This is a genomic window from Corynebacterium sp. HMSC066C02 (assembly GCF_001814945.1).
Taxonomy (GTDB): Bacteria; Actinomycetota; Actinomycetes; order Mycobacteriales; family Mycobacteriaceae; genus Corynebacterium; species Corynebacterium aurimucosum.
The window spans coordinates 72,422-96,704 of record NZ_KV818446.1; the positions used below are offsets into that span (position 1 = coordinate 72,422).

Here is a 24,283-nt window from a genome sequence, read left to right on the forward strand (position 1 = left end):
ATCTCTGCAGGACCCCAGGACAGCTGGAAAAACCTACAGGCTACAATCTAGTCATGATCGCCATCATGACTGTTACCGGTGTCGATAACACCGGCATTATCTCCGCCGTGTCCACCGCCCTCGCAGAGCTTAACGTCAATATCGTAGATGTCTCCCAGACCCTCATGTCTGAGTACTTCACCATGATCTTGCGCGTCGAATTCGATGAGAACGAGGTCAGCATCCAGCAGCTCCAGGAGCGGATGAACACCGTCGGTGAGTCCATCAAACAATCCATTCGCGTGCAGTCGGAAGCGCTGTTCACCGCAATGAACGAGATTTAGGGGCGATAACCAGTCATGCTTAACCGCTTCAATACCGCCAGCATTCTCGACACCATCGAGATGATCGAGAAATACCGTCTCGATATCCGCACCGTCACCATGGGCATTTCGCTGCTCGGCTGCACGCGCTCCACCATGGAAGCCACCGCTGAGGCTGTCTACGACCTCGTGACCACCCGCGCCGCACAGCTGGTTGAGGTGTGCGAGGGAATCGAGGCCGAGCTCGGCATCCCGATCGTCAACAAGCGCATCTCCGTCACCCCAATCGCGCTCATCGTGGCCGGCGTCGAAGGAAACCCCGTAGACGTCGCCCGCGCGCTCGACCGTGCGGCAGCCGCGACCGGCGTCGACTTCGTTGGCGGCTACTCCGCGCTCGTTGAAAAGGGCGCTACCACTGCTGAAAAGGCCCTGATCCGATCCATCCCGGAAGCCCTCGCAGAGACGAACCTCGTCTGCTCCTCGGTGAACATCGCTTCCTCCCGCGCCGGCATCAACATGAATGCCGCGGCCCAGATGGGACGCATCATCAAGGAAGCAGCCGAGCTGACCAAGGACCGCAGCGCTATCGGTTGCGCCAAGCTCGTGATCTTCTCCAACTCCGTGGGCGATAACCCCTTCATGGCCGGCGCTTTCCACGGTATTGAGGAGCCGGACTGCGTGGTTTCTGTTGGCGTATCCGGACCCGGTGTCGTCGATCGCGCGCTCGGCTCCCTTGAGGGAGCCACCCTCAATGAGGTCGCCGAGGAAGTCAAGAAGGCAGCCTTCAAGGTAACACGCGCCGGCCAGCTCGTGGGTTCCATGGCTTCTCAGCGCCTCGGTGTCCCCTTTGGCATCATTGACCTCTCGCTTGCTCCCACCGCGGAACTGGGTGACTCCGTCGCACACATCCTGGAGCACATGGGGCTGGATCAGGTGGGCACGCACGGGACCACGGCAGCGCTCGCGTTGCTTAACGACGCCGTCAAGAAGGGCGGCATGATGGCCTGCTCCCGCGTGGGTGGTCTGTCCGGTTCCTTCATCCCGGTCTCTGAAGACAAGGGCATGATCGATGCGGTGCGCTCTGGCACTATCTCCATCGACAAGCTGGAGGCCATGACCTCGATCTGCTCTGTGGGCTTGGACATGATCGCCATTCCGGGCGATACCTCTGCGGAGACCATCGCCGGCATGATCGCGGACGAAGCCGCCATTGGCGTGATGAACCATAAGACAACCGCCGTGCGCGTCATCCCTGCTCCAGGCACCAAGGCTGGCGACGAGGTCAACTTTGGTGGCCTCCTGGGCTACGCCCCGGTCATCCCGGTTAATGACGTGGGCAACTCCACCTTCATCAACCGCGGTGGCTTCATCCCGGCGCCGGTACACGGTTTCCGCAACTAAGGCAAACGCCACACGGAGCAATGCGCACCGAGCACTTGACCCTCACACAATGTGAGGGTTTAGCTTTATCCTATGAAGATATCGGACGTCGCCGCGGTCGCTGGTTGCTCAGTGCGCTCCGTGCGCCATTTGCACGAAACGGGCGCGGTTCCTGAACCCGCACGCACCAGCGGAAACTATCGCGACTATTCTGTGTCTGACCTGGCTTCGGTGCTGCGAGCGCGTGTGCTTATCGACGCCGGCGTTCCCGTCGCTGATGTCTCATCTCCTGATGCGGTCGAGCGCTCGTTTAACATGCTGGATGAGCGCATTGCTCGGCTGCAACAGCAGCGAGAACGTTTGCGTGCCCTTTCTCAAGCCCCCAAAGGGACACCAGAGGATATCCGTGACTCCCTCAGCCAGGTCATCGAGGATCCGGCAATGCTTCAACTCGAACTGGATTCCTGGGATCTCATTGCACTTACCGGAGTCGCTACATCAGCCACCTGGAAACAGCTACGACAGAACCTCGCCGACGACCATTGCCTTGCAGCTCTCCGCGAGGCTGAAATGTTGTGGCGAGAGCTTGGCTCGCTGTCTCCGCATGATTGTGAGGTCGCGCGTATCATCGAGAAGATGCGCTACCTGGGGGAACACGGGTTGATGCGAGGAATCTATCCCACCTTGCGACCTGGTAACGCTCCGCTGACCGTGGCTGATGCTCCGACTACTGGTGCGCAAGGTGTAGCGCTCAAAGCTTTGGTAGGTGGCTCAGGTGGCTAGTATCTGGCGATTTGTGGAGAAACATCCTGGATTTCGCCTAGCCAAATATGAATTGGGCCTCTACCACGATCTGTGGCGCTGGATGCGGGGCCAGACGTTGGTCCCCGCCGGAGCGGTGGCACTTCCCCACCCTCCGGGCAGGCTACAGATGCTCGGCTTCGTCACTGCGGTGCTGGTGGTTGAAATGGTGGCCGTTCACTTTCTACTCCCTGTGGGCGTTCTACGAATTCTGGCGTTGCTGCTGTCGCTGTGGGCCATCATCTTTGTGTGGGGCTTGATCGCTGCTGAACGTATTCGACCTAGCTATGTCACCAACGAACTCACAGTTTTGCGGCGCGGAAAAACTGTCTTCGTTAAGGTACCGATGGTTCTTGTCCGTAGCAGGCGGGCAGACCGAACATTCGAATCAGCGGTTGTTATAAACAAAGGTGAACTAACTGTAGGTGGCCCAGCTGGAACCGATACCATCCTTGACCTCAGTGAACCCGTCCAGGCATCACCGGACCGCTACCCATGGCAGCGCGCTCACCCAAAGGAGGTAACGAAGGTGCGCTTTTATGGTGCTATTTCTTGCTAATTACTGGCGTTGCGAAGTTCTTCTTCAATCTCCGCAATCATCGGCAACACGAGATCCGCACGTTCAGCGTCAATTCCCCACTTCTCCGGTTCACTGCGGACCATGTCAGCTGTGGCCGTAAGAAAGTGGGCGAAATTTTCGACTACGGCACGGCTATTGTTGCGAATGCCTTCGGTGAGCACGGTAGTGCTCAGCCGTTCGGTCCAAATTTCGAGGATATGCGGCGAGGTACTCTTGGCAATCGTGGTGCAGGCCGCACGCGCTAAGCGGATGCTCTCATCGTCATGCCACACTCCTCCGGGCGCGCGAAGGCGGCACGAGATGATCGCCGCACCTTCGACAGCCGGGATCATTCCTATGCGAACACAGGTTTCTACGTAGTCAGCGCCGTAGCCGACGGCCATGATAGGACCAATGTCTTTGACGATGCCGCGTGTGTCCTCCTCTGTGACATACCACGCGCGGAAGGTGAGGTAGTCCTCGTAGTGGAAGTGGCCTGCTTCCGCGAGCACATTCAGCAACTGAGCGGACAAAGCCTTGGTCCACACCTTGCCTGTACGCAAGTAACCGGTGAGGCGCTCCCGAATCTGGCCGAGATGGCTGTCCCACTGGCCTGACTCAATGCCTTCTTTCAATTCGGTATAGGCCCAGTCCACTCGTACTTCAGGGCGCTTGCTCACCAATCCGGTGAGCAAAGGTTCGATGACGGAATCTAGGGTCGCGGCGGTGCTCATGGTCTCTTCCTCTCCAGCGGCGGCGCGAAAGGGTCTTACCACTTCTAGACCCTGTGCGTGGGAAGCGGAAGGACCCAAGAGAAGAGTCTTGAGCGGTGTGGTTGTGAGCCCGAGTCTAGCGCAGGAAGCAGAATCAGGACAGAGCTATATTTGGAAAATAGTCTTTAGGCTAGCTCCACGATTTCCATGTACTCGTCGTTCCACAAATCCTCATCGCCGTCCGGCATGATGATGACGCGTTCCGGGTTGAGCGCCTTGACCGCACCCGGGTCGTGGGTAACCAAGACCACGGCGCCGGTGTAGGTGCCTAGGGCATCGAGCACCTGCTCGCGGGACTGTGGGTCGAGGTTGTTTGTAGGCTCGTCGAGAAGCAGCACGTTGGCACGCGAGGACACCAGCGTTGCCAGCGACAGTCGGGTTTTCTCACCACCGGAGAGCGTTCCGGCGGGTTGCTCCAACTTGTCACCGGAGAACATGAAGGCACCCAGCAGTCCACGCAAATCCTGCTGGCCAGCATCAGGACAGGCCTCGATGGTATTTTCCCACACGGTCTTGTCTGGGTCGATGTTGTCATGCTCCTGCGCAAAGTAGCCGATGCGCAGGCCGTGGCCGGAGACGATGCCGCCCTCGCCATCGGTGCGCTCCACACCCGCCAGAAGCTTGAGCAGAGTCGTCTTGCCCGCACCGTTATAGCCCAGCACAACCACGCGGGAGCCCTTGTCGATGGCCAAATCGACGCCAGCGAAGACCTCCAGCGAACCGTACATCTTGGTCAGGCCCTTGGCGTTCATCGGAGTCTTGCCGCAGGGAGCTGGTTCCGGGAACTTAATGTGGGCTACCTTATCGGCCACGCGAACGTCATCCAGCTCGTTCATCATGCGCTCAGCACGGTGCAGCATCTGCTTGGCGGCGGCGGCCTTCGTGGCTTTAGCGCCTAACTTGGCGGCTTGCTTGTGTAGTGCTGCGGCCTTCTTCTCCGCGTTGGCGCGCTCGCGGCGACGGCGTGCCTCATCGGTGGCGCGGGCATCAAGGTACTTCTTAAAGCCCATGTTGTAGACGTCTGCTTCGGCGCGCACGGCATCAAGGAACCAGACCTTGTTGCAGACGGCTTCCAGCAGGTCTACGTCGTGGGAAATCATCACGAGGCCACCTTCGTGCTTGGACAGGAAGCCGCGCAACCAGGTAATCGAATCCGCGTCGAGGTGGTTCGTGGGCTCGTCGAGAAGCAGCGTGGTCTGGGACTTGCCTGACCCAGCCGAAGCTGCGAAGAGAATCTGCGCCAGCTCCACGCGGCGGCGTTGACCGCCGGACAGGGTCTTGAGTTGCTGGTCGAGCACACGCTGCGGCAGGCCCAAGTTGTCGCAGATCTGGGCGCACTCGGAGTCTGCCTCGTAGCCACCTAAGGTGTGGTACTCCTCCTCGAGGCGGGAGAACTTACGAATGGCCTTGTCGCGGAACCTATCGTCCGTGGCGGTTTCCATCAGCTCTTGCTGCTTGGCCATGCGGCGCTTGATCTCATCTAAGCCGCGAGCGGAGAGCACGCGCTCACGAGCGGTCTGCTCGATATTGCCCTCACGGGAATCCTGCGGCAGGTAACCAATAGGACCAGAGCGTGTCACCGAGCCGCCATAGGGCTCGGTCTCCCCCGCCAGGATGCGCATCGTCGTCGTCTTGCCCGCACCATTGCGGCCGACCAAGCCGATACGATCCCCCGGTTGCACTCGAAGGTGCTGGCCGGGGGCGTCGAGAAGCGTGCGTGCGCCCACGCGCACCTCGAAATCATTGGTCACAATCACGTCGAAACAGTCTAGCAACCAGGGCAGTTAAACCCGAACTGCACGGCGCCCAGGCACAGCATCGCTTGCGAACCACCACTGACGAATAGATCCCCAGACCTCGATCCCGCAACCTCCTGTTCGCCTCTACTGAGTGAGCCAGTGCTTGGCGACGCCCACCTGCGTCTTTCGGGATCGAGGTCTGGGGCTTTGCTTTTGGTTGAGGAGACCGCGTTGACAGTGGCGAGGGATGCTCACATATACGCAGAACACCGCCGGTTCGTGTGGACACAAGAACAATGCGCACTCTCGAACCGGCGGTGATATTAACTAAGGCGATTCGCGGAACCTAGACCGCGAAGCCGAGGGCCTGGAGCATCTCGCGGCCCTCCTCAGTAATCATGTTCGGGCCCCACGGTGGCATCCAGACCCAGTTGAGCTGGACTGCCTCGGCGAGCTTGTTGCCCACGATGACATCCTCGATCTGCTCGCCGATGACATCAGTGAGCGGACAAGCCGGGGAGGTCAGAGTCATGTTAATGACGCAGGTGTTCTTGCCGTCGATCTCGTCGAGCCAGACGTCATAAACCAAGCCCAGATCAACGATGTTGATGCCAAGCTCCGGGTCGATGACATCGCGAAGATACTCGGTGATATCGAAGACCTTGGAAATCTGCTCTTCGGTTTGTTCAGGCTTGACAGCAGCGCCATCAAAGGAAGCATTCTGATCCTGGTAAGGATCAGTGCTGCCACCGGTGGTTTCAGTGTTATCAGCCATCTACTTCTCCAATTCATTCAGCGCTTCGACGGTGGCGGCTTGGAAAGCTTTCCAACCGAGGAGAGCGCACTTTACACGGGCTGGGAACTTAGCCACGCCGGCGAAGGCGATGCCATCCCCAATAATCTCGTCATCACCCTCAACCTCCCCGCGGGAGGTCACCATCCTCTCGAACTCGGCTAGCTTGGCGTTCGCCTCCTCGAGGGGAATGCCGACGATTTCCTCCGCCATGACAGAGGTCGAGGCCTGCGAGATGGAGCATCCCTCGGCGTCGTAGGACACGTCCTCGACGGTGGAACCATCAGGAGACAGCTTCACGCGCAGGGTGAGCTCATCGCCACAGGAAGGGTTGACGTGGTGAACCTCTGCTTGGCCTTCGCGCAGGCCAGAGAATTTCGGGTTCTTGTAGTGGTCCAGGATGACGTCCTGGTACATGGAATCTAGGTTCATGCGCTCACTCCAAAGAAGGTGCGGGCAGCCCGCACTGCCTCTATGAGGGCGTCGACCTCGTCCTCAGTGTTGTACAAGTAAAAGCTAGCGCGTGCGGTCGAATTAGCCTGGCACGCGCGGTGCAGCGGCCACGCACAATGGTGACCAGTGCGGATGGACACGCCATGAGCATCAAGTACCTGGCCCAAATCGTGTGGGTGGATCCCATCCACGATGAAAGAGACCGCTCCCCCGCGATCCTCGGTGTTCTCGGGCCCGATGATGCGCACGCCGGGGATCTCAGCAAGCTTCTCCAAGGCCAATGCAGTGAGTTTTTGCTCATGGGCGTGGATGGCGTCCATGCCCACCTCGCTCAAGAACTTCACTGCTGCACCAAGGCCCACAACCTGGCTGGTCATCTGGGTTCCGGCCTCGAAGCGGGTGGGTGGCTCGGCAAACGTCGAGCCCTCCATCTTGACAACTTCGATCATGGAACCGCCAGTGAGGAAAGGCGGCAGCTGCGCCAGCAGCTCCTGTTTGCCGTAGAGAACGCCCACGCCGGTCGGCCCGCACATCTTGTGCCCAGAGAACGCGGCGAAGTCGACGTCGAGTTCGTGGAAATCCACGGGCATGTGCGGCACCGACTGGCAGGCGTCGAGGACGACCATGGCGCCCACGGCACGAGCACGACGCACCAACTCTGCGACGGGCGCCACGGCCCCGGTCACGTTGGATTGGTGGGTAAAAGCCACCACCTTGACGGTGTCATCGAGCTCGAGCGAATCGAGATCAATGCGGCCGTCCTCAGTCATGGAGTACCACTTCAGCGTCGCGCCGGTGCGCTGGCACAGCTCTTGCCACGGCACCAAGTTCGCGTGGTGCTCCAGTTCGGTGACCACGACGGTATCGCCCTCACCAACATAAAGCTCGCCCGCGCGCTCGTCACTGAGCACATAGGCAACTTCATTCAACGCCTCCGTGGCGTTCTTGGTGAAGGAAATCTCATCGCGATCAGCTCCAACGAAGGCGGCAATGGCCTGGCGAGCGGACTCATAGGCGTCATCGGCCTCCTCCGCCAGCTGGTAAGAGCCACGGTGTACCGGCGCGTTGGTGCCGAGCACGAACTCCTCCTCGGCCTTCCATACCGGCAGGGGACGTTGCGAGGTCGCTCCCGAATCCAGGTACACCAGTGGTTTACCGTCGCGCACGGTGCGCGAGAGGATAGGGAATTGTTCCCGAATCGCAGTAACGTCTAGTTCAGGCATAGGTCCTTGTGCTCGGTTCTTCTTCTCTAGCGTGTCGTGGTGTGGTCGTGATCGGCGCTACTGCCTACTTGAGGAACTGCTCGTAGCCGTCTGCCTCAAGCTGGTCAGCCAGTTCAGCGCCGCCGGTCTTGATGATCTGTCCGTCGGCGAAAACGTGGACAAAGTCCGGGACAACGTAGTTGAGGATGCGCTTGTAGTGAGTGATGAGGAGGATGCCACCCTTGGTCTCCTCCTGGTAGCTGTTGATGCCATCGGAAACGACGCGCAGGGCGTCGACGTCCAGGCCGGAGTCGGTCTCATCCATGACGGCGAACTTCGGCTTGAGGATATCCAGCTGCATAACCTCGTGGCGCTTCTTCTCACCACCGGAGAAGCCCTCGTTGACGGAGCGGTGTGCAAAGGACTTATCGATGGCCAGCTTCTCACGAGCCTCAGTGAGCTCCTTGTTCCACTCACGCAGCTTCGGAGCCTCACCGCGGATAGCGGTCACGGCGGAACGCATGAACTGCGACATCTTCACGCCCGGTACCTCTGTCGGGTACTGCATAGCCAGGAAGAGACCAGCGCGGGCGCGCTCATCGACTTCCATCTCGAGGATATTCTCGCCGTCGAGGAGCACCTCACCCTCGGTCACCTCGTACTTGGGGTGACCAGCGATAACGTAGGACAGAGTGGACTTGCCGGAGCCGTTCGGACCCATGACAGCGTGGGTCTCACCGGAATTGATGGTGAGGTTTACGCCCTTGAGGATCGGCGTGGGCTCACCGTCCTCCTCATGTGGGAGCACCTGCGCGTGGAGATTCTTGATTTCCAGGGTAGACATTGAGTTGGTACCTGCTTTCGGAAAGATTTAAGCGTTGATCTTGGCGAGCTCGTCGACGACGCGGGATTCCAGATCCTCGCGCAGGGACTCGACCGGGATGCGGGAAATGACTTCAGAGAAGAAGCCGCGGATGATGAGGCGACGTGCCTCGGCGGCAGGGATACCGCGGGACATGAGGTAGAACAGCTCGAGGTCGTCGAAGCGGCCCACCGTTGCGGCGTGGCCAGCACCGACGATCTCACCGGTCTGGATCTCCAGGTTCGGGATGGCATCAGCGCGCGCACCCTCGGTGAGGATCAGGTTGTTGTTCGTCTCATAGGTGTCCGTGTTGTTCGCATTCTTGCGGATGAGCACGTCACCGACCCAGCAGGTGCGGGCCTCCGGGGTACGGGAAGCAGAGCCGGCTTCGGCCTTCTGCGCAGCCGTAGCTCCCTGTAGAGCGCCCTTGTAGAAGACGCGGGAGCGGCAGTTTGGCACGTCGTGGTCCACCAGCAGGCGGTTCTCAAAGTACTGGCCGGCATCAGCAAAGTAGACACCGAGCAGCTCGGCATCGCCACCGGGGCCATCGAAAATTACGCGTGGAACGAGGCGCACGATCTCGCCGCCAAAGATAGCGGTGTTGTGGCGCAGTACGGCGTCGCGGCCCACCTTCGCAATCTGGTGGGACAGGTGCACTGCGTCGTCCTCCCAGTCAGCGTCGACGACGACGGTGACCTGGGAGCCGTCGCCCAGCACGAACTCCACGTTGTCTGCGTGAGTGCCGGAACCGACGTACTTAAGAACGATGGTGACCTCCGCGTGATTGCCCACGTGAATGGAGGTCGCGCCAAAGGACGTCACGCCCTCACCTGCGCCGGTGATGGTGATCTCCACCGGCTTGTCGGGACGTGCATCAGCGGCAACACTGACAATCTGGGCCTCCGGCATGGAGCACCACGCCTGAGCTGCAACGCGGTCAGCAGGTGCGCCAGCGGTTCCCAGGCGGTCGTCGTCAGGCGCAACCGTCTCAGAGGTCACGCCTTCCGGAGCCACCACGTCGATCTGCTGCGCCGTAGCCGGTGCGAACTCACCATTATGTAACCCACGCAGGTTACGCAAGGAAATGAAACGCCAGACCTCATCGCGGCCGTGCGGCACTGGGAAGTCCTCTACGTTGAAGGACGTGAATTGGTCTCCCTTAGTGACGTCAGCAGGATTAAATTCATTGGAAGCTACCACTTAGCCCACCGATCCTTCCATCTGCAGCTCGATAAGACGGTTGAGCTCCAGCGCGTATTCCATCGGGAGCTCCTTAGCAATCGGCTCGACGAAGCCGCGCACAATCATCGCCATGGCCTCTTCCTCAGCGATACCGCGGGACATGAGGTAGAACAGCTGCTCCTCAGAAACCTGGGAGACCGTTGCCTCGTGGCCAAGGGTGACGTGATCATTACGGATGTCATTGTACGGATACGTATCCGACCTCGAGTCATTGTCCACAAGCAAGGCATCACACTCAACGTTGGCAGCGGAGTTCGTAGCGTTAGCGTTGACCTGCACCAAGCCGCGGTAGGCCGCGCGGCCGCCGTTGCGGGCCACGGACTTCGAGACGATGTTGGAGGACGTGTTCGGCGCCATGTGGATCATCTTGGAGCCGGTGTCCTGGACCTGGTTATCGCCAGCAAAGGCCAGGGAGAGGACCTCACCCTTGGCGTGCTCGCCGGTCAGCCAGCAGGACGGGTACTTCATGGTCACCTTGGAGCCGATGTTGCCATCGACCCATTCCATGGTGCCGCCCTCCTCGACCTTGGCGCGCTGAGTCACCAGGTTGTAGACGTTGGTGGACCAGTTCTGAATGGTGGTGTAGCGGCAGCGGCCGCCCTTCTTCACGACGATCTCGATAACACCGGTGTGCAGCGAATCCGAGTTGTAGATCGGCGCGGTACAGCCCTCGATGTAGTGAACGTAGGCGCCCTCTTCCACGATGATGAGGGTGCGCTCGAACTGGCCCATGTTCTCGGTGTTAATGCGGAAGTAGGCCTGCAGCGGGATATCCACGTGGACGCCCTTCGGGACGTACACGAAGGAACCACCGGACCAGCACGCGTTATTCAGCGCGGAGAACTTGTTGTCGCCGGCCGGAATAACAGTGCCGAAGTATTCCTGGAGGATCTCCGGGTATTCGCGCACTGCGGTGTCGGTATCAACGAAGATAACGCCTTGGGCCTCAAGGTCCTCACGGATCTTGTGGTAAACCACCTCGGACTCATATTGCGCGGCAACACCAGAGACAAGTCGCTTCTTTTCGGCGTCCGGAATACCTAGCTTGTCGTAGGTTTCCTTAATGTCATCCGGCAGGTCATCCCAGGTCTGGGCCTGCTTCTCGGTGGAGCGGACAAAGTACTTAATGTTGTCGAAGTCGATTCCGGAAAGATCCGGGCCCCACGTCGGAACCGGCTTCTTGTTGAATACACGCAGCGCCTTAAGGCGGGACTCGAGCATCCATTCCGGCTCGTTCTTCTTCTTCGAGATATCGCGGACGACATCCTCGCTCAAACCGCGGTGTGCAGCCTGGCCGGCTTCGTCGGAATCACGCCAGCCGTACTCATAGCCACCGATGGAAGAGATGATCTCGTCATCGCTCATCTTGGTCTCAAGCCCTGGTGCTGGTTGTGCCTGTGTCAAAGCCCGCTCCTTTCTAGTTCGATTAGTTTTCTTCCCGCTCCGCCGAAGCTGGTGGAACGGGAGTTAAGGGGATATTCGTGGTGCAGATTCCATGGCCATCCGCGATGGAGGCTAAGGGCTGCACATGTTTGCCTAATAGCGCGGAGAAAACTTCCTGTTCAGCTTCACACAACTCCGGGTGCTCGGTGGCCACGTGGGCAACCGGGCAGTGGTGCTGGCAAATCTGTACTCCGTTGCCCACCGACGTCACCGTGGCCGCGTAGCCATGCGCATCGAGCACCTCAGCTAGCTGACGAGCCACCTCCGGAACAGATTCCTCATCCTGTACCAAAGGTGTCACGTCCTCTACGAGGCGTTCGAATCGCGCCTTGGCAAAGCGGCGGACTGCTTCCGGACCACCCGCTTCTCGCAGCGCTGTGAGTGCTTCCGCCGCCAACTGGTCATAGGCGTGACCAAATTGGGCGCGCCCTTGATCCGTAAGGCGGAAATGCTTGGCGGGGCGACCGCGGCCTACTGTTTGCCCGGGACGGGCTGGCGGGCGGCGGTGCACCACCTCGGTGAGTCCTTCCTCCACCAGAATGTCTAAGTGCCGACGGATGCCGGCCGCAGAGAGACCGAGACGTTCACCCAAATACGACGCCGTTACCGGACCGTCCTTGAGAAGCAACAGCATGACGTGTCGGCGGGTATCGCCCTCTGTAGAGCGAGTTTCCCTTGGCAACTCCTTCGTCACGGTGTACACCTCCTTGAATGAAACACTCTCCCTTTAGACAACACTAGTGTTCCTTAATTCATTCCCGATTTCCACTCTTTCATTCGTGTCGCGGGCACCTAGTCGCTTCTCCCCACCGAGCGACTAAGGTAAACAGGCATGAATATGGAGCGCGGCTACACCCAATCGGGGCGATTGCACCGAGTCATCTGGGGTGTGCGCGATGAACTCCCCCGCATGGGAGTCCCGGGATCCCGCTCTGCGCTCCTTCACCAGGATTTTCCCGACTCCCCCGAAGATGCAGATCACGCCGCGCTTGGCGACGTTCACCGCCGCACCATAGCCCAGCTGCGCACACTTTTTAGCCTGAGATGGCTCGGAACCATTGGAGCCTTACTCATTGCGCTTGGCGGCCTAGGTGCCGGTGCCCTGCCCGTCGTGGGTAACCCTTATGAGTCATTGCCCTTTGGCTCGCTCATGACGCGAATGCTGCAATCAGCATCCGCCCTTGTCTTCATTGGTGTCGGATTCATGGTGACGGCCTGGGTATGCATGGCCCCGTTGGTGGGTGCACCGCTGCGCTTGGGCAAGAACTCGGCGAGCGCAAGTACAGGCTCAACACCTAGCGCAGATCCGCGGTTTAGCCACTCCCCGCGAGTAGTCACGCAAAGTCAGATGTGGCGAACATGGTTGGGATGGGTTCTCCCCTTGCTCGTCACCGCGCCGCTGTTTACCCAAGACATCTACTCTTATCTCGCCAACGGCTCCATCGTGCTTCAAGGGCTCGATCCCTATTCCGCGGGCCCCGTGGAACTTTTGGGCGCAGATAATGATCTTGCCCGGTCCGTCCCCTTCATTTGGGCAAACTCCCCTTCCCCCTATGGCCCCGTAGCCTTGGGCTTGGCAGCTGTCGTGAGCTGGCTGACCAACGATTCCATCATTTGGGGTGTGGTGCTGCACCGCGTGTTTTCTCTTTTCGGCATCATCGCTGCCGGCTGGGCCAGTGCACGGCTTGCTACCCGATGCCGTGTATCCCCCGAGGCGGCGCTGTGGCTGGGCATCCTTAACCCCTTGACCATCCTTCACCTCGTCGGCGGAATCCACAATGAATCCTTCATGTTGGGGTTGGCTCTCGTCGGTGTAGAGCTGGGCCTGCGGGCGGTCAATGACGAGCACAACGCCCGATGGCGAGTGTCGGGGTTGTTTCTAGCCTCGGGTGTCCTTATTTCTTGCGCGGGCATGGTCAAGGTCACCGGCTTCATTGGCCTAGGCTTTGTTGGCATGGCGGCGGCTCGCGGGCTCGTCGACAAGCTCGGCATCCCCCCAGTGCGGGCGGTGCTTGGCGCTGGCGTGACCCAATTGCTGGTGCTCGCAGCGTCCATCGCCGCTGTCACTGTCATTACGGGGATCGACATAGGTTGGATTTTCGGTCAGGGCGGCGCAGCAACTATCCGTTCCTGGCTGTCTGCGACAACCTCCGTGGGTGTCGGCGCCGGCTCCCTGGGGATGCTGCTAGGTTTAGGCGATCACACCGAAGCCATCCTCAGCGTCACCCGTACCGTGGGCGTCATTATCGCCGCCGGTTTCATGATCCGCATGCTGTTTGCCACCTACCGCGGCGCAATCCACCCAGTGGGTGGTCTGGGAGTGTCCACCTTTGTGCTCGTGGTGTTTTTCCCCGTTGTCCAACCCTGGTACATCCTGTGGGCCGTGTTGCCGCTCGCCGCGTGGGCTAACCGCCGCTTTTTCCGCTTGGCCGTCATGATCTATTCCGGATTGATGAGCTTCATCGTCCTGCCCCGCGGACTCGGGCTTCCTCCCGGGACGGTATTCATCATCTACCTCGCCGCCCTGGTGACCTTCCTCGCGCTCGCCGCTGCGGGGTGGGTTGTATTGCGACGCTCAGGCGTCCGTGTCCTAGACTAAGGCTCCGTGACTACATCAGCTCTTGTATTGGATAACGTCATTAAGACCTATGGCGACGTCAACGCAGTTAACGGGCTGAGTTTCCGCGCCAAACATGGCGAGATCCTGTGTTTGCTGGGCCCTAACGGTGCCGGAAAGACAACCACCATCGAGATGTGTGAAGGCTTCAAAAAGCCCACTTCTGGCCACATTGAAGTCTTAGGCCTTGACCCCGCTCGCAACCCTGATGCAGTGCGCTCCCGCATCGGCATCATGCTCCAAGGCGGGGGCTCCTACTCCGGCATCAAGGTCAAGGAGATGCTGAAACTCAGCGCCTCCTATAACGAAAATCCTTTGGACCCGGAGTGGCTTCTGGATACCCTCGGGCTGCGCGGGGTGGCAAAGAATAGCTACCGCCGTTTGTCCGGTGGGCAACAACAACGTCTCTCTCTCGCTCTGGCCATCATTGGTCGCCCCGAATTGGTCTTCCTCGATGAGCCCACCGCAGGCATGGATGCCCAATCGCGTCTTGCCGTCTGGGACCTTATCCGCTCTTTGCGGGCCGACGGCGTCACCGTCATCTTGACTACTCATCTCATGGACGAGGCGGAAGCGCTCAGCGACCATGTCGTCATCATCGACCACGGCCGGCTCGTAGCCAGCGGCACCGCAGCTTCCCTCACGGAGACAACCGACATCCCGCAGCTGAACTTTGATACCGCAACCCCGGTGGATCTGGAGGCCTTGCGTGAGGTCGGGATCTCCGCCGAGGCCCTTCGCCCCTTGCACTACCGACTCACCTCTACGGTCAGCCCAGCCGTTATCGCGGATCTCGCCACGGGTTTGGCCGCACAAAACGTTGTCCTCCGCAACCTGCATACCTCGCACCGCAACCTCGAAGAGGTCTTCTTGGACCTCACCGGTCGCGAGATGCGCAGCTAGAACCGCTGCTGATTTCCTCTACTGTTTTTCACCACTTTCTTTGATCAAGGAGACGCTCCATGAGCACCTTCGCACCCGGCACTTTTAGCCCGCACCCGCAGCGCGTCGGCGTAGCGGCCATGGCGCGTGCCCAAGGGGCTATCGAATCCAAACTGATGCTGCGGCACGGCGAGCAACAGTTACTGAGCATCATTATCCCGCTCGCTATCCTGATCGGCGCCGCGAAGCTGAAGGACACTATCGGGCATGGTGTGGATGAGGTTTTCCCCATGGTGCTGGCCGTTGCAGCGACCTCCTCCGGTTTCACAGGTCAGGCCATCTCCTTGGCCTTCGACCGTCGCTATGGTGCACTGAAGCGCACCGGCGCATCGGGCGTTCCTGCCTGGGCCATCGTGGTGGGAAAGATTCTCGGCGTGCTCTCCATGGTGGTGCTCCAGGTCCTTGTGCTCGGCACTGTCGCAGCTATCCTCGGCTTGCGAGTTTCTGCTGGGGGCGCTGCCATCGGCGTGCTGACCTTGGCGTTAGGAGTGGCCACGTTTACAGCCTTGGGACTGCTGCTGGGCGGAACCTTTAGCTCTGAGGTAGTCCTGGCAGTGGCCAACCTGATTTGGTTTCTCCTTCTCGGGGCCGTCGGGTGGGCGATGTTTTCCCAGGGTCTCGGCGACAACGGGGTGCTCACGCTGGTGCCCACGGTGGCCATGGCTGCTGGTCTGGATACCGCCCTCAACGGTTCTTTCCCCGGCATTGAGCTCGTGGTCCTCGTGGTGTGGGCAGCAGTGGCGTCGTTTGCCGCGGTGCGTTGGTTCCGCTTCGAGGGCTAAAAGTGATTCTTCTCCCTTGCGTGGTGTGACCCACCCGTCGATATTGGTTCCGGGGCAGGGCCGAGCGGTAGGCTGAATAGCCGTGAGTACCGCAAGTGTTTCTTCTCAACGTCCCCTCGCGCCTGCCGGCGTGGCCTCTGGCCCGTCGCTGAAGATGCAGCGCATTATCGCCCTCATCCTTCTGTTCTGTCAGGGCGGTATTACGGTATCGGGCTCCATCGTGCGCGTCACCGGCTCCGGCCTTGGTTGCGTTACCTGGCCCAACTGCCACCCCGGTTCCTTGGTGCCCATTGAGGGTGCGGCCCCCATGCTCCACCAAGCCATTGAGTTTGGAAACCGCCTGCTGACCTTCGTTGTCGCGGCGGCTGCCATCGCCAGCATTGTGGTCGTTCACAAGGCGCAGCGCCGCAAGGAGCTCAAGGTCTATGCCTGGGCGGGGCTCACCGGCATCGTGGTGCAGGCACTCATTGGCGCTCTGTCAGTCGTGCTGAAGCTTTCTTGGTGGAGTGTGGCTGTGCATTTCCTCCCGTCGATGGTCTTGGTGTGGATCGCGGCCATGCTGTTCTCCCGCATTAATGAACCCGATGACGGCACTCCCACTCGCCTCTTCCCCGCCGCGGTGCGCACCCTCGCGGTGGTGGCCACTGTGGCCCTGTCCATCGTTCTGCTGACGGGCACCTTTGTCACTGGCTCGGGTACCCACTCCGGTGATGCCGGTGTGGGCATGGAGGGCCGCCTCGGCGTGGACACCTATGGCATGGCCATCATTCACGCGGTCTGCATGTACGTCTACTTAGCGCTGACGCTCATCGTGGTCTTCCTCTTGCACCGCACCGGCGCTCCCAAGGTGGCGAAGAAGGCCGGCTGGGTGCTCATTGCCTGCATCGTCATACAGTGGGCTATCGGTGTCACCCAGTTCTACCTCCACATCCCCCGCTGGACCGTCCCCTTCCACGTGGGCATGTCCTCAGTGGTCACGGCCTTCACCGCCTTGCTGTGGGCGCATGGCTTGCGCCGCGTCGGCAACGAGGATGGCACAACTGCCAGCACCTCCCAGCGCGGTGGCGAGAACGTCCCCGCCGCCCACAGCTAAGCAGAGCCAACGGAGCCGGTAAAACAGGTACTCGAAGCGCCGCCGTTCTCATCAGGAAGTGAGGATGGCGGCGCTTTTTGCTGCGCGGAGCCCTCGGCTTCGTTTAGCCTAGACACCATGCATGCTATTCAGGTGACCACGACCGGAGGGCCCGAGGTCCTCACCTACGCCGAGGTAGAATCCCCCACGCCGACGAAGGAGCAGCTGCTTGTCGACGTCTCCGTGGCCGGTGTCAACTACATCGACACCTACTACCGCGAAGGCATCTACAACGCCTCCGTGCCGTTCATCATCGGACTCGAGGGAACCGGACGCGTTGTGCACGACCCCCAGGGGGAAATCGCCCCGGGCACGATGGTGGCCTGGGATCACGCTTTCGGCTCCTATGCGGAGCAAGTCTGCGTGCCGCGCGACCGCGTGGTGGCCGTCCCCGACGAGATTCCTTCCGCCGTCGCAGGTTCCATGCTCCTCCAGGGCATGACGGCGCACTACCTCACCCACGGTGTCTATCAGCTGGGGGAAGGTGCGTCCTGCCTCATTACCGCCGGTGCGGGCGGCGTGGGCTTAATCCTCACCCAGATGGCCAAGGCCCTGGGCGCCACCGTCTATTCCGTGGTTTCCACCGATGAGAAGGAAGAGCTGGCCTACGGCGCGGGTGCAGACCACGTGTTCCGCTACAGCAGTGGCTTGGCAGAGCAGGTACGTCGTCACAATGGCGGGCGCGGCGTCGACGTGGTCTACGATGGCGTCGGCAAAGCCACCTTCGGTGAATCCCTTGAGGTTGTGCGGCCGCGCGGCACGGTAGCGCTCTTCGGCGCCGCGTCGGGCCCCGTCCCGCCGATGGACCCGCAGCTGCTGAACAAGCACGGCTCCATCTTCCTCACCCGCCCCTCGCTCGGTGCTTGGACCTCCCAGGAAGGCGAGTTCCAGATGCGCGCCCAGGCAGTGGTGCAGGCGGTCATCGATGGCGACCTCGACTTCCGCATCTCGGCGGAATATCCGCTCGCCGAAGCCGCTCAGGCCCACCGCGACCTCCAAGAGCGCAAAACCACCGGCTCCATCGTTCTGCGCGTAAGAGAAGACTAGTCCAAGGAGTAGCTCCCTGGACTAGTTCGAGATAATTGGAGGTTCGCTGATCTGGTTGGCAGGCCGCCTCGTTAGAAGAGGGCGGCCGACCAGCCCAGCATGCGACCGATGGGTTCCCAGCCCACGACGGCGTCGATAGACAGCCCAATGAAGAGGACTGAGAGATAGTTATTGGAGTAGATGAATAGGCGCATGGGCTTGACCTTTGCGCCCTTCTTCACATCTTGGTGGAGGCGGATTGCCATCCATAAGAAGACCGCACCGGAGGCCACCGCGGCCACCAAGTAGATCCAGGAGGCTGCCGGGATAATAAGGAAGGTCACGATAACCGTGCCGATGGTGTACCACACAATCTGGCGGGTAACTTCCACCTCCCCGGCAACGACGGGCAGCATCGGCACCCCGGCCTTGCGGTAGTCCTCCTTGTATTTCATCGCCAGCGCCCACGTATGAGGCGGGGTCCAGAAGAAGATGATGAGGAACAAGACTACGGCTTGCCACCAACGGTCAGGCTCCCCCGCCGGTGCGTTATCCCGGATCACTGCCCAGCCCACCATGGCGGGCATACAGCCTGCTAGACCACCCCAGACAATGTTCTGGGAGTTTCGCATCTTAAGGAACTTCGTGTAGACGATGACATAGAAGAAGTTAGTCAGCAGCACGAAGAACGCCGCCAGCCAGGAATGCGCCAGCACGCCTAGCCAGAAGACGGATAGTGCGAGCATGACCCAAGCAAAAATGGCGGCATTGCGACGCGAAATAGTCTTGCGCACCAGCGGCCGAGCACGAGTGCGCTGCATCTTCTGGTCAATCTCATAGTCCACGACGTTGTTGAACGTGTGGGCCGCAGCGGCACCCATCCATCCGCCAAAGATGGTGGATACGATGAGCCAGAAGTTTGAGGACACCGCCTCGAATCCACGCTGGGCCTGGAGCATAGCCGGGATTGCTGCCACGAGGAGGAGTTCAATGATCCTCGGTTTCGTTAGCGCAAAATAGGCCTTGATGGTCTCCAAGGAATAGTCCTCCGTATATCCGGCACGTGGGTGTATGGCTTATAGGTCTGAAGTAGTGGTCGTCTGCTCGCGCTAAAAAGTTCCCGAGATATCCCGAGAGCTGTGTGGCACGGTCGAGGTTTCCTCTTCGAAGCACTCGCCAGCCAGATCCGAAAGCGGGGAGCAACGGCGTCAACCATGCCAGACTACCGCCCGAAACCTGGTTTATATAATCCCCCGCCGAAGATCGAAAAACCTTTACACTGATTAACGGTATATCTGTTTCCAGAAGCGAAGTGAGGTTTTCGCCGTGTCGCACGAAAAGTTGTCCCCGGAACTGCAGGCTATGGTTCAGCGCCGTTATCCTTCGGACTGGAGTGACCTCGACACTCGCGCCGTGGATACCGTCCGCGTGCTCGCTGCCGATGCCGTTCAGAACTGCGGCTCCGGCCACCCCGGTACCGCCATGTCCTTGGCGCCTCTGGCCTACACGCTCTACCAGCGCGTGCTCAACCATGACCCAGCAGATGTTCACTGGGCGGGGCGCGACCGCTTTGTCCTCTCCGTGGGGCACTCTTCTCTGACGCAGTATATCCAGCTCTTCCTCGGCGGCTTCGGCCTCGAGATGGAGGATCTCAAGTCTTTGCGCACGTGGGGTTCTAAGACTCCCGGCCACCCGGAGGTTCACCACACCGACGGCGTAGAAATCACCACCGGCCCGCTGGGCCAGGGCCTGGCTTCGGCGGTTGGTATGGCCATGGCCGCGCGCAAGGAGCGTGGATTGTTCGACGCTTCCGCCCCGGCTGGCGAATCTCCTTTCGATCACTATGTCTATGTCATCGCCTCTGACGGTGACCTGCAGGAGGGCGTGACTGCTGAGGCCTCCTCCTTGGCAGGTACTCAGAAGCTGGGCAACCTTATCGTCTTCTGGGATGACAACCGCATCTCCATCGAGGATGACACCAACATTGCCTTCAACGAGGACGTCGCCAAGCGCTACGAGGCTTATGGCTGGCACGTGCAGACCGTGGAGTCCGGTGAGGACGTCGAAGCCATCGAAGCGGCCGCTGCTGCTGCCCGCGCCGAAACCTCCCGCCCTTCCTTCATCCGTGTAAAGACGGTCATCGGTTACCCAGCACCGAACAAGATGAACACCGGTGGCGTCCACGGCGCCGCCCTCGGTGAAGACGAGGTGGCCGCGACCAAGGAAGTCCTCGGCTTCGATCCTGCGCAGTCCTTCCACATCGACGAGGAAGTTCTCGCTCATACCCGCGAGCTGGCTGCCCGCGGTGCACAGAAACATGCTGAGTGGCAGGAGAAATTCGACGCGTGGGCCGCAGCCAACCCGGAAGAGAAGAAGCTCTTCGACCGCCTCCAGGCACGCGAACTTCCTGCTGACTTCGCCGCCGAGCTTCCCACGTGGGAAGCGGGCGAGTCTCTGGCTACCAGAAAGGCTTCTGAAGCCGCCATTCAAACACTTGCGGCCTCCCTGCCGGAGATGTGGGGCGGTTCCGCCGACCTGGCAGGCTCCAATAACACGGTGATCAAGGGCGCGGAGTCCTTTGGCCCCGAGTCCATCACTACGGATGCCTGGACTGCCACACCTTATGGCCGCAACCTCCACTTCGGTATTCGTGAACACGCCATGTCCGCCATCATGAACGGCATTGCGTTGCACGGCAATACCCGCGTCTATGGCGGTACCTTCCTTATCTTCTCTGAGTACCAGTACCCCGCCGTGCGCCTCGGTGCGCTCATGTCCACCGATACCTACTACGTGTGGACTCACGATTCCATTGGCTTGGGCGAAGACGGCCCCACCCACCAGCCGGTGGAAACGCTCGCTGCCCTGCGCGCCATCCCCAACCTTTCCGTCATCCGCCCGGCCGATGCTAACGAGACGGCCCTGGCGTGGGCGGCAGCACTCGAGTACAAGGCCGCGCCGAAGGGCCTAGCGCTGTCCCGCCAGAATCTTCCAGTGCTTGAGGGCACCAAGGAAAAGGCGGCCGAAGGCGTCCGCCGCGGCGCCTACATCCTTGTTGAGGCATCGAAGGAAACTCCAGATGTCATCCTCCTTGCCACCGGCTCCGAGGTGCAGCTCGCTGTGGAAGCCGCCAAGCAGCTCGAGGCTGAAGGTACTGCCACCCGGGTCGTTTCCGCACCGTGCCTGGAGTGGTTCGATGAGCAGGATGCTTCCTACCGCGAATCCGTCCTTCCCTCCTCGGTCCGCGCGCGCGTCTCCGTCGAAGCTGGTATCTCTATGCCGTGGCACAAGTACACCGGTTCCTTCGGCCGCACCGTGTCTCTGGAGCACTTTGGTGCCTCTGCACCTGCCGCAGAGCTCTTTGAGAACTTCGGTTTCACCGCCGAGGCCGTTGCTGATGCCGCGCGCGAAGCACTGAGCGCGGCGCAGGCAGACTAGTCTCCCGTTCCGAGTTCCCCTCACGAAAGGACCTACACCACACCATGACGCATATTGATGATCTGGCTCACCTCGGGACGTCAACCTGGCTCGATGATCTTTCCCGCGAACGCCTAGACTCCGGCAACCTCCGTGAGCTCTTGGACACTAAGTCCATCGTGGGTGTCACCACGAACCCCGCGATCTTTGCTGCCGCAATGTCATCCGGCACCTCCTATGATTCCGATATCGCAGCACTGAAGGAAAAGTCCGCTAACGCGGACGAAGCTGTGTACGCACTGGCTATCGACGATGTCCGTAACGCGTGCGACGTCTTTACCGAGATCTACGAGAAGTCGGGTGGCCGGGATGGCCGCGTCTCCATCGAGGTAGATCCCCGCATCTCCGCAGATGCGGAAGCAACCCTGGAGCAGGCACGTGAGCTGTGGGCGAAGGTTGAGCGCCCCAACCTCATGATCAAGATCCCAGCTACCGATGGCTCCCTTCCTGCTATCTCCGACGCCCTCGCCGAGGGCATCTCCGTCAATGTCACCCTTATCTTCTCCGTCGAACGCTACGCCCAAGTCATTGCAGCTTATAAGGAAGGAATCAAGCGCGCGGCTGCGGCGGGCAAGGACGTTTCTAGGATTCACTCCGTAGCATCCTTCTTTGTCTCCCGTCTGGATACCGAAGTAGACAAGCGCTTGGAATTGAACGGCGCTGACGAGGCTCTTGCCTTGCGCGGAAAAGCTGGCGTGGCTAACGCTCAGCGGGCCTACGCCCTGTTCCGCAAAGAGTTCACGGCGGGCGGCGAAGACCTTCCAACTGGCGCTAACCCGCAACGCCCCTTGTGGGCGTCGACGGGAGTTAAGAACCCCGACTACCCTGCCACGCTCTATGTTTCTGAGCTAGCTGGACCGGATACCGTTAACACGATGCCGGAGAAGACCATCGATGCCGTACTCGAGCAGGGCAACCTGCACGGCGATACTCTCAGTGGCTCTGCGGAGCAGGCAGAGCGGGTGTGGTCACAGCTGGAGGCAGTTGGCATTGACTTCGCGGATGTCTTCGCAGTGCTGGAGAAGGAGGGCGTCGACAAGTTCGTCGATGCATGGGAAGCTTTGCTTGCTTCAATGACGGACCGCCTCGCTTAGACAACGGCGAACAGTGATTGCTCAACAGCGACTCACGCACCGTCTATGGCCACGCAACTATGGCCTACGCGGCGCGGGTCGCTATGCTGAGCAGTTGGACTTAACTCACACAGACCGAAAGGACACTTAGTGAGCACTACCAGCGCGTGGGTCAACCCGTTGCGCAACGCGAAGGACAAGCGCCTGCCACGCATCGCCGGCCCCTCTGGCATGGTGATTTTTGGCGTCACGGGTGACTTGGCGCGCAAGAAGCTCCTGCCTGCAATCTATGACCTGGCCAATCGCGGATTGCTTCCGGCAGGCTTCACTTTGGTCGGCTACGGCCGCCGCGACTGGGATAAACAGGCCTTCTGCGACTACGTACGCGAAGCCGCCGAGGCAGGAGCACGAACCACTTTCAGTGAGCATGTGTGGGAGCACCTCGCCAAGGGAATCGAGTTTGTACAAGGCAGCTTCGATGACGAAGGCTTTGACAAGCTGTCTGCCCGACTCGCTGAGCTCAACGCTTCCCGCGGCACGGGCGGTAACTGGGCCTACTACCTTTCCGTGCCCCCGGAGTTCTTCTCCGATATTTGCCATCAGTTGGAGCGCGTCGGCATGGCAGATAGCACGGATAATTCCTGGCGCCGCGTCATCATTGAGAAACCTTTCGGCCACGATCAGAATTCCGCACGCCAGCTCAACGAGATTGTCAACGCCGTTTTCCCAGAGTCCTCGGTCTTCCGCATCGACCACTACCTGGGTAAAGAAACGGTGCAGAACATCATGGCTTTGCGCTTTGCCAACCAGATCTTCGAACCCATGTGGAATGCGCACTATATCGACCATGTGCAAATCACCATGGCCGAAGACATCGGGCTCGGAGGCCGTGCTGGCTACTATGACGGCATCGGCGCTGCCCGCGATGTCATCCAAAACCATCTCCTGCAGCTGCTGGCCCTCGTCGCCATGGAGGAGCCTTCCTCCTTTGCCCCTGAGGCGCTCCAAGCCGAAAAGATCAAGGTGCTGCGTGCCACCAACGCGGTGCACCCACTTAACAAGACCACAGCCCGCGGCCAGTACTCCGCTGGCTGGCAGGGCTCAGAGTATGTTAATGGCCTCCGGGAAGAAGAAGGCTTCGATCCCGAATCCACGACGGAAACCTATGCAGCCTGCACCCTTGAGGTCAATTCCCGTCGCTGGGCGGGCGTTCCTTTCTACCTGCGCACCGGCAAGCGCCTCGGCCGCCGCGTGACGGAGATTGCACTCGTCTTTAAGACCGCCCCACACCAGCCTTTTGACCAAGGTCAAGCTGATTCACTGGGCCAGAATGCCGTGGTGATCCGCGTCCAGCCAGATGAAGGCGTCACCATGCGCTTCGGATCCAAGGTTCCCGGCTCCACCATGGAGGTGCGCGACGTCAACATGGACTTCGCCTACGCCGAGGCCTTCACCGAGGAATCACCGGAAGCCTACGAGCGCCTGATTCTCGACGCCCTCTTAGACGAGTCCTCCCTCTTCCCCACCAACGAGGAAGTGGAGCTGTCCTGGTCCATCCTCGACCCCATCATTGAATACTGGTCCAACATCGGTCAGCCAGAGCAGTACCGCGCTGGCACATGGGGGCCGGAGTCTGCCGATAGAATGCTGCGCCGCCGGGGTCATTCCTGGCGCCGTCCGTAGGG

General features: G+C 60.3%; 22 protein-coding genes. 12 read left to right on the forward strand and 10 right to left on the reverse strand.

Translation table 11 applies throughout. The features are described 5' to 3' along the window. Positions 1-53: 53 nt before the first annotated feature. The 4 genes from HMPREF2996_RS04230 to HMPREF2996_RS04245 all read left to right on the forward strand — a co-directional run bounded on the left by HMPREF2996_RS04230 (position 54) and on the right by HMPREF2996_RS04245 (position 3,042). Positions 54-323, forward strand: a complete 270-nt coding sequence (locus HMPREF2996_RS04230) for an ACT domain-containing protein (protein ID WP_010186707.1) — start codon at positions 54-56, stop codon at positions 321-323. A 15-nt stretch (positions 324-338) separates the two neighbouring features. Then, positions 339-1,703 carry a PFL family protein gene (locus tag HMPREF2996_RS04235; RefSeq protein ID WP_070730273.1) on the forward strand — a complete coding sequence of 455 codons (1,365 nt, stop codon included), beginning with the start codon at positions 339-341 and terminating at the stop codon, positions 1,701-1,703. Between the two features lie 72 nt (positions 1,704-1,775). After that, entirely contained in the window at positions 1,776-2,465 is a 690-nt protein-coding gene (locus HMPREF2996_RS04240; RefSeq protein WP_070730275.1) for a MerR family transcriptional regulator, read from the forward strand. Beyond that, positions 2,458-3,042 carry a hypothetical protein gene (locus HMPREF2996_RS04245; protein ID WP_070445034.1) on the forward strand — a complete coding sequence of 195 codons (585 nt, stop codon included), beginning with the start codon at positions 2,458-2,460 and terminating at the stop codon, positions 3,040-3,042. Before HMPREF2996_RS04240 ends, HMPREF2996_RS04245 begins: the two co-directional genes overlap by 8 nt. On the opposite strand, the gene HMPREF2996_RS04250 is transcribed toward HMPREF2996_RS04245, so the two are convergent. From HMPREF2996_RS04250 to HMPREF2996_RS04290, 9 genes are all read right to left on the reverse strand, one after another. Beyond that, positions 3,039-3,776: a hypothetical protein gene (locus tag HMPREF2996_RS04250; protein ID WP_070444822.1), complete on the reverse strand. Its 738-nt coding sequence runs from the start codon at positions 3,774-3,776 to the stop codon at positions 3,039-3,041. The genes HMPREF2996_RS04245 and HMPREF2996_RS04250 overlap by 4 nt on opposite strands. 164 nt (positions 3,777-3,940) lie before the next feature. Next, positions 3,941-5,572: an ABC-F family ATP-binding cassette domain-containing protein gene (locus tag HMPREF2996_RS04255; RefSeq protein WP_070444825.1), complete on the reverse strand. Its 1,632-nt coding sequence runs from the start codon at positions 5,570-5,572 to the stop codon at positions 3,941-3,943. Positions 5,573-5,900: 328 nt separating this feature from the next. Further along, positions 5,901-6,329 carry a metal-sulfur cluster assembly factor gene (locus tag HMPREF2996_RS04260; RefSeq protein ID WP_070444828.1) on the reverse strand — a complete coding sequence of 143 codons (429 nt, stop codon included), beginning with the start codon at positions 6,327-6,329 and terminating at the stop codon, positions 5,901-5,903. Continuing rightward, complete coding sequence (gene sufU, locus HMPREF2996_RS04265) at positions 6,330-6,779, reverse strand: Fe-S cluster assembly sulfur transfer protein SufU (RefSeq protein WP_070444838.1); 450 nt, start codon at positions 6,777-6,779, stop codon at positions 6,330-6,332. Next, positions 6,776-8,023 carry a cysteine desulfurase gene (locus HMPREF2996_RS04270; RefSeq protein WP_070730276.1) on the reverse strand — a complete coding sequence of 416 codons (1,248 nt, stop codon included), beginning with the start codon at positions 8,021-8,023 and terminating at the stop codon, positions 6,776-6,778. Before HMPREF2996_RS04270 ends, sufU begins: the two co-directional genes overlap by 4 nt. A gap of 64 nt (positions 8,024-8,087) precedes the next feature. Beyond that, entirely contained in the window at positions 8,088-8,846 is a 759-nt protein-coding gene (sufC, locus tag HMPREF2996_RS04275) for a Fe-S cluster assembly ATPase SufC (protein WP_070444843.1), read from the reverse strand. Positions 8,847-8,873: 27 nt separating this feature from the next. Continuing rightward, the gene (gene sufD, locus HMPREF2996_RS04280; RefSeq protein WP_070444846.1) at positions 8,874-10,064 is read right to left on the reverse strand and encodes a Fe-S cluster assembly protein SufD; all 1,191 of its coding nucleotides are present in this window, start codon (positions 10,062-10,064) and stop codon (positions 8,874-8,876) included. Beyond that, complete coding sequence (gene sufB, locus HMPREF2996_RS04285; protein WP_201829579.1) at positions 10,065-11,471, reverse strand: Fe-S cluster assembly protein SufB; 1,407 nt, start codon at positions 11,469-11,471, stop codon at positions 10,065-10,067. 61 nt (positions 11,472-11,532) lie between these two features. Beyond that, complete coding sequence (locus HMPREF2996_RS04290; RefSeq protein WP_070444851.1) at positions 11,533-12,243, reverse strand: helix-turn-helix transcriptional regulator; 711 nt, start codon at positions 12,241-12,243, stop codon at positions 11,533-11,535. A gap of 138 nt (positions 12,244-12,381) precedes the next feature. Between HMPREF2996_RS04290 and mptB the strand changes: the two genes are divergently transcribed. The 5 genes from mptB (at position 12,382) to HMPREF2996_RS04315 (ending at position 18,069) form a co-directional block, all read left to right on the forward strand. Further along, the gene (mptB, locus tag HMPREF2996_RS04295) at positions 12,382-14,148 is read left to right on the forward strand and encodes a polyprenol phosphomannose-dependent alpha 1,6 mannosyltransferase MptB (protein WP_070710610.1); all 1,767 of its coding nucleotides are present in this window, start codon (positions 12,382-12,384) and stop codon (positions 14,146-14,148) included. A 6-nt stretch (positions 14,149-14,154) separates the two neighbouring features. Further along, positions 14,155-15,069, forward strand: coding sequence for an ABC transporter ATP-binding protein (locus tag HMPREF2996_RS04300; protein WP_070444857.1), 915 nt, complete (start codon positions 14,155-14,157; stop codon positions 15,067-15,069). Between the two features lie 59 nt (positions 15,070-15,128). Next, the gene (locus HMPREF2996_RS04305) at positions 15,129-15,890 is read left to right on the forward strand and encodes an ABC transporter permease (protein WP_070730278.1); all 762 of its coding nucleotides are present in this window, start codon (positions 15,129-15,131) and stop codon (positions 15,888-15,890) included. Positions 15,891-15,972: 82 nt separating this feature from the next. Then, on the forward strand, positions 15,973-16,983 hold the full coding sequence (locus HMPREF2996_RS04310) for a COX15/CtaA family protein (protein WP_070730279.1): 1,011 nt from the start codon (positions 15,973-15,975) through the stop codon (positions 16,981-16,983). Between the two features lie 117 nt (positions 16,984-17,100). Then, positions 17,101-18,069, forward strand: coding sequence for a quinone oxidoreductase family protein (locus HMPREF2996_RS04315; RefSeq protein ID WP_070444867.1), 969 nt, complete (start codon positions 17,101-17,103; stop codon positions 18,067-18,069). 71 nt (positions 18,070-18,140) lie between these two features. On the opposite strand, the gene HMPREF2996_RS04320 is transcribed toward HMPREF2996_RS04315, so the two are convergent. Then, a complete protein-coding gene (locus tag HMPREF2996_RS04320; RefSeq protein WP_070730281.1) occupies positions 18,141-19,085 on the reverse strand; it encodes a heme o synthase in 945 nt (314 codons plus the stop codon). A gap of 325 nt (positions 19,086-19,410) precedes the next feature. Here HMPREF2996_RS04320 and tkt point away from each other — a divergent pair, with 325 nt between their 5' ends. The 3 genes from tkt (at position 19,411) to zwf (ending at position 24,281) form a co-directional block, all read left to right on the forward strand. After that, positions 19,411-21,486: a transketolase gene (gene tkt, locus HMPREF2996_RS04325; protein ID WP_210398897.1), complete on the forward strand. Its 2,076-nt coding sequence runs from the start codon at positions 19,411-19,413 to the stop codon at positions 21,484-21,486. Positions 21,487-21,530: 44 nt separating this feature from the next. Further along, the gene (tal, locus tag HMPREF2996_RS04330; protein WP_070730285.1) at positions 21,531-22,619 is read left to right on the forward strand and encodes a transaldolase; all 1,089 of its coding nucleotides are present in this window, start codon (positions 21,531-21,533) and stop codon (positions 22,617-22,619) included. Between the two features lie 129 nt (positions 22,620-22,748). Beyond that, the gene (zwf, locus tag HMPREF2996_RS04335) at positions 22,749-24,281 is read left to right on the forward strand and encodes a glucose-6-phosphate dehydrogenase (protein ID WP_083276434.1); all 1,533 of its coding nucleotides are present in this window, start codon (positions 22,749-22,751) and stop codon (positions 24,279-24,281) included. Positions 24,282-24,283 lie beyond the last annotated feature (2 nt).

What these genes read in the sequence shown, in the direction of transcription:
- HMPREF2996_RS04240 (WP_070730275.1), top strand. Translation starts at nt 1,776, where the DNA reads ATGAAGATATCGGACGTCGCCGCGGTCGCTGGTTGCTCAGTGCGCTCC.
- sufC (WP_070444843.1), bottom strand. Translation starts at nt 8,846, where the DNA reads ATGTCTACCCTGGAAATCAAGAATCTCCACGCGCAGGTGCTCCCACAT.
- HMPREF2996_RS04230 (WP_010186707.1), top strand. Translation starts at nt 54, where the DNA reads ATGATCGCCATCATGACTGTTACCGGTGTCGATAACACCGGCATTATC.
- sufB (WP_201829579.1), bottom strand. Translation starts at nt 11,471, where the DNA reads ATGAGCGATGACGAGATCATCTCTTCCATCGGTGGCTATGAGTACGGC.
- tkt (WP_210398897.1), top strand. Translation starts at nt 19,411, where the DNA reads ATGGTTCAGCGCCGTTATCCTTCGGACTGGAGTGACCTCGACACTCGC.
- HMPREF2996_RS04270 (WP_070730276.1), bottom strand. Translation starts at nt 8,023, where the DNA reads ATGCCTGAACTAGACGTTACTGCGATTCGGGAACAATTCCCTATCCTC.
- tal (WP_070730285.1), top strand. Translation starts at nt 21,531, where the DNA reads ATGACGCATATTGATGATCTGGCTCACCTCGGGACGTCAACCTGGCTC.
- HMPREF2996_RS04235 (WP_070730273.1), top strand. Translation starts at nt 339, where the DNA reads ATGCTTAACCGCTTCAATACCGCCAGCATTCTCGACACCATCGAGATG.
- mptB (WP_070710610.1), top strand. Translation starts at nt 12,382, where the DNA reads ATGAATATGGAGCGCGGCTACACCCAATCGGGGCGATTGCACCGAGTC.
- HMPREF2996_RS04260 (WP_070444828.1), bottom strand. Translation starts at nt 6,329, where the DNA reads ATGGCTGATAACACTGAAACCACCGGTGGCAGCACTGATCCTTACCAG.
- HMPREF2996_RS04250 (WP_070444822.1), bottom strand. Translation starts at nt 3,776, where the DNA reads ATGAGCACCGCCGCGACCCTAGATTCCGTCATCGAACCTTTGCTCACC.
- HMPREF2996_RS04305 (WP_070730278.1), top strand. Translation starts at nt 15,129, where the DNA reads ATGAGCACCTTCGCACCCGGCACTTTTAGCCCGCACCCGCAGCGCGTC.
- sufU (WP_070444838.1), bottom strand. Translation starts at nt 6,779, where the DNA reads ATGAACCTAGATTCCATGTACCAGGACGTCATCCTGGACCACTACAAG.
- HMPREF2996_RS04315 (WP_070444867.1), top strand. Translation starts at nt 17,101, where the DNA reads ATGCATGCTATTCAGGTGACCACGACCGGAGGGCCCGAGGTCCTCACC.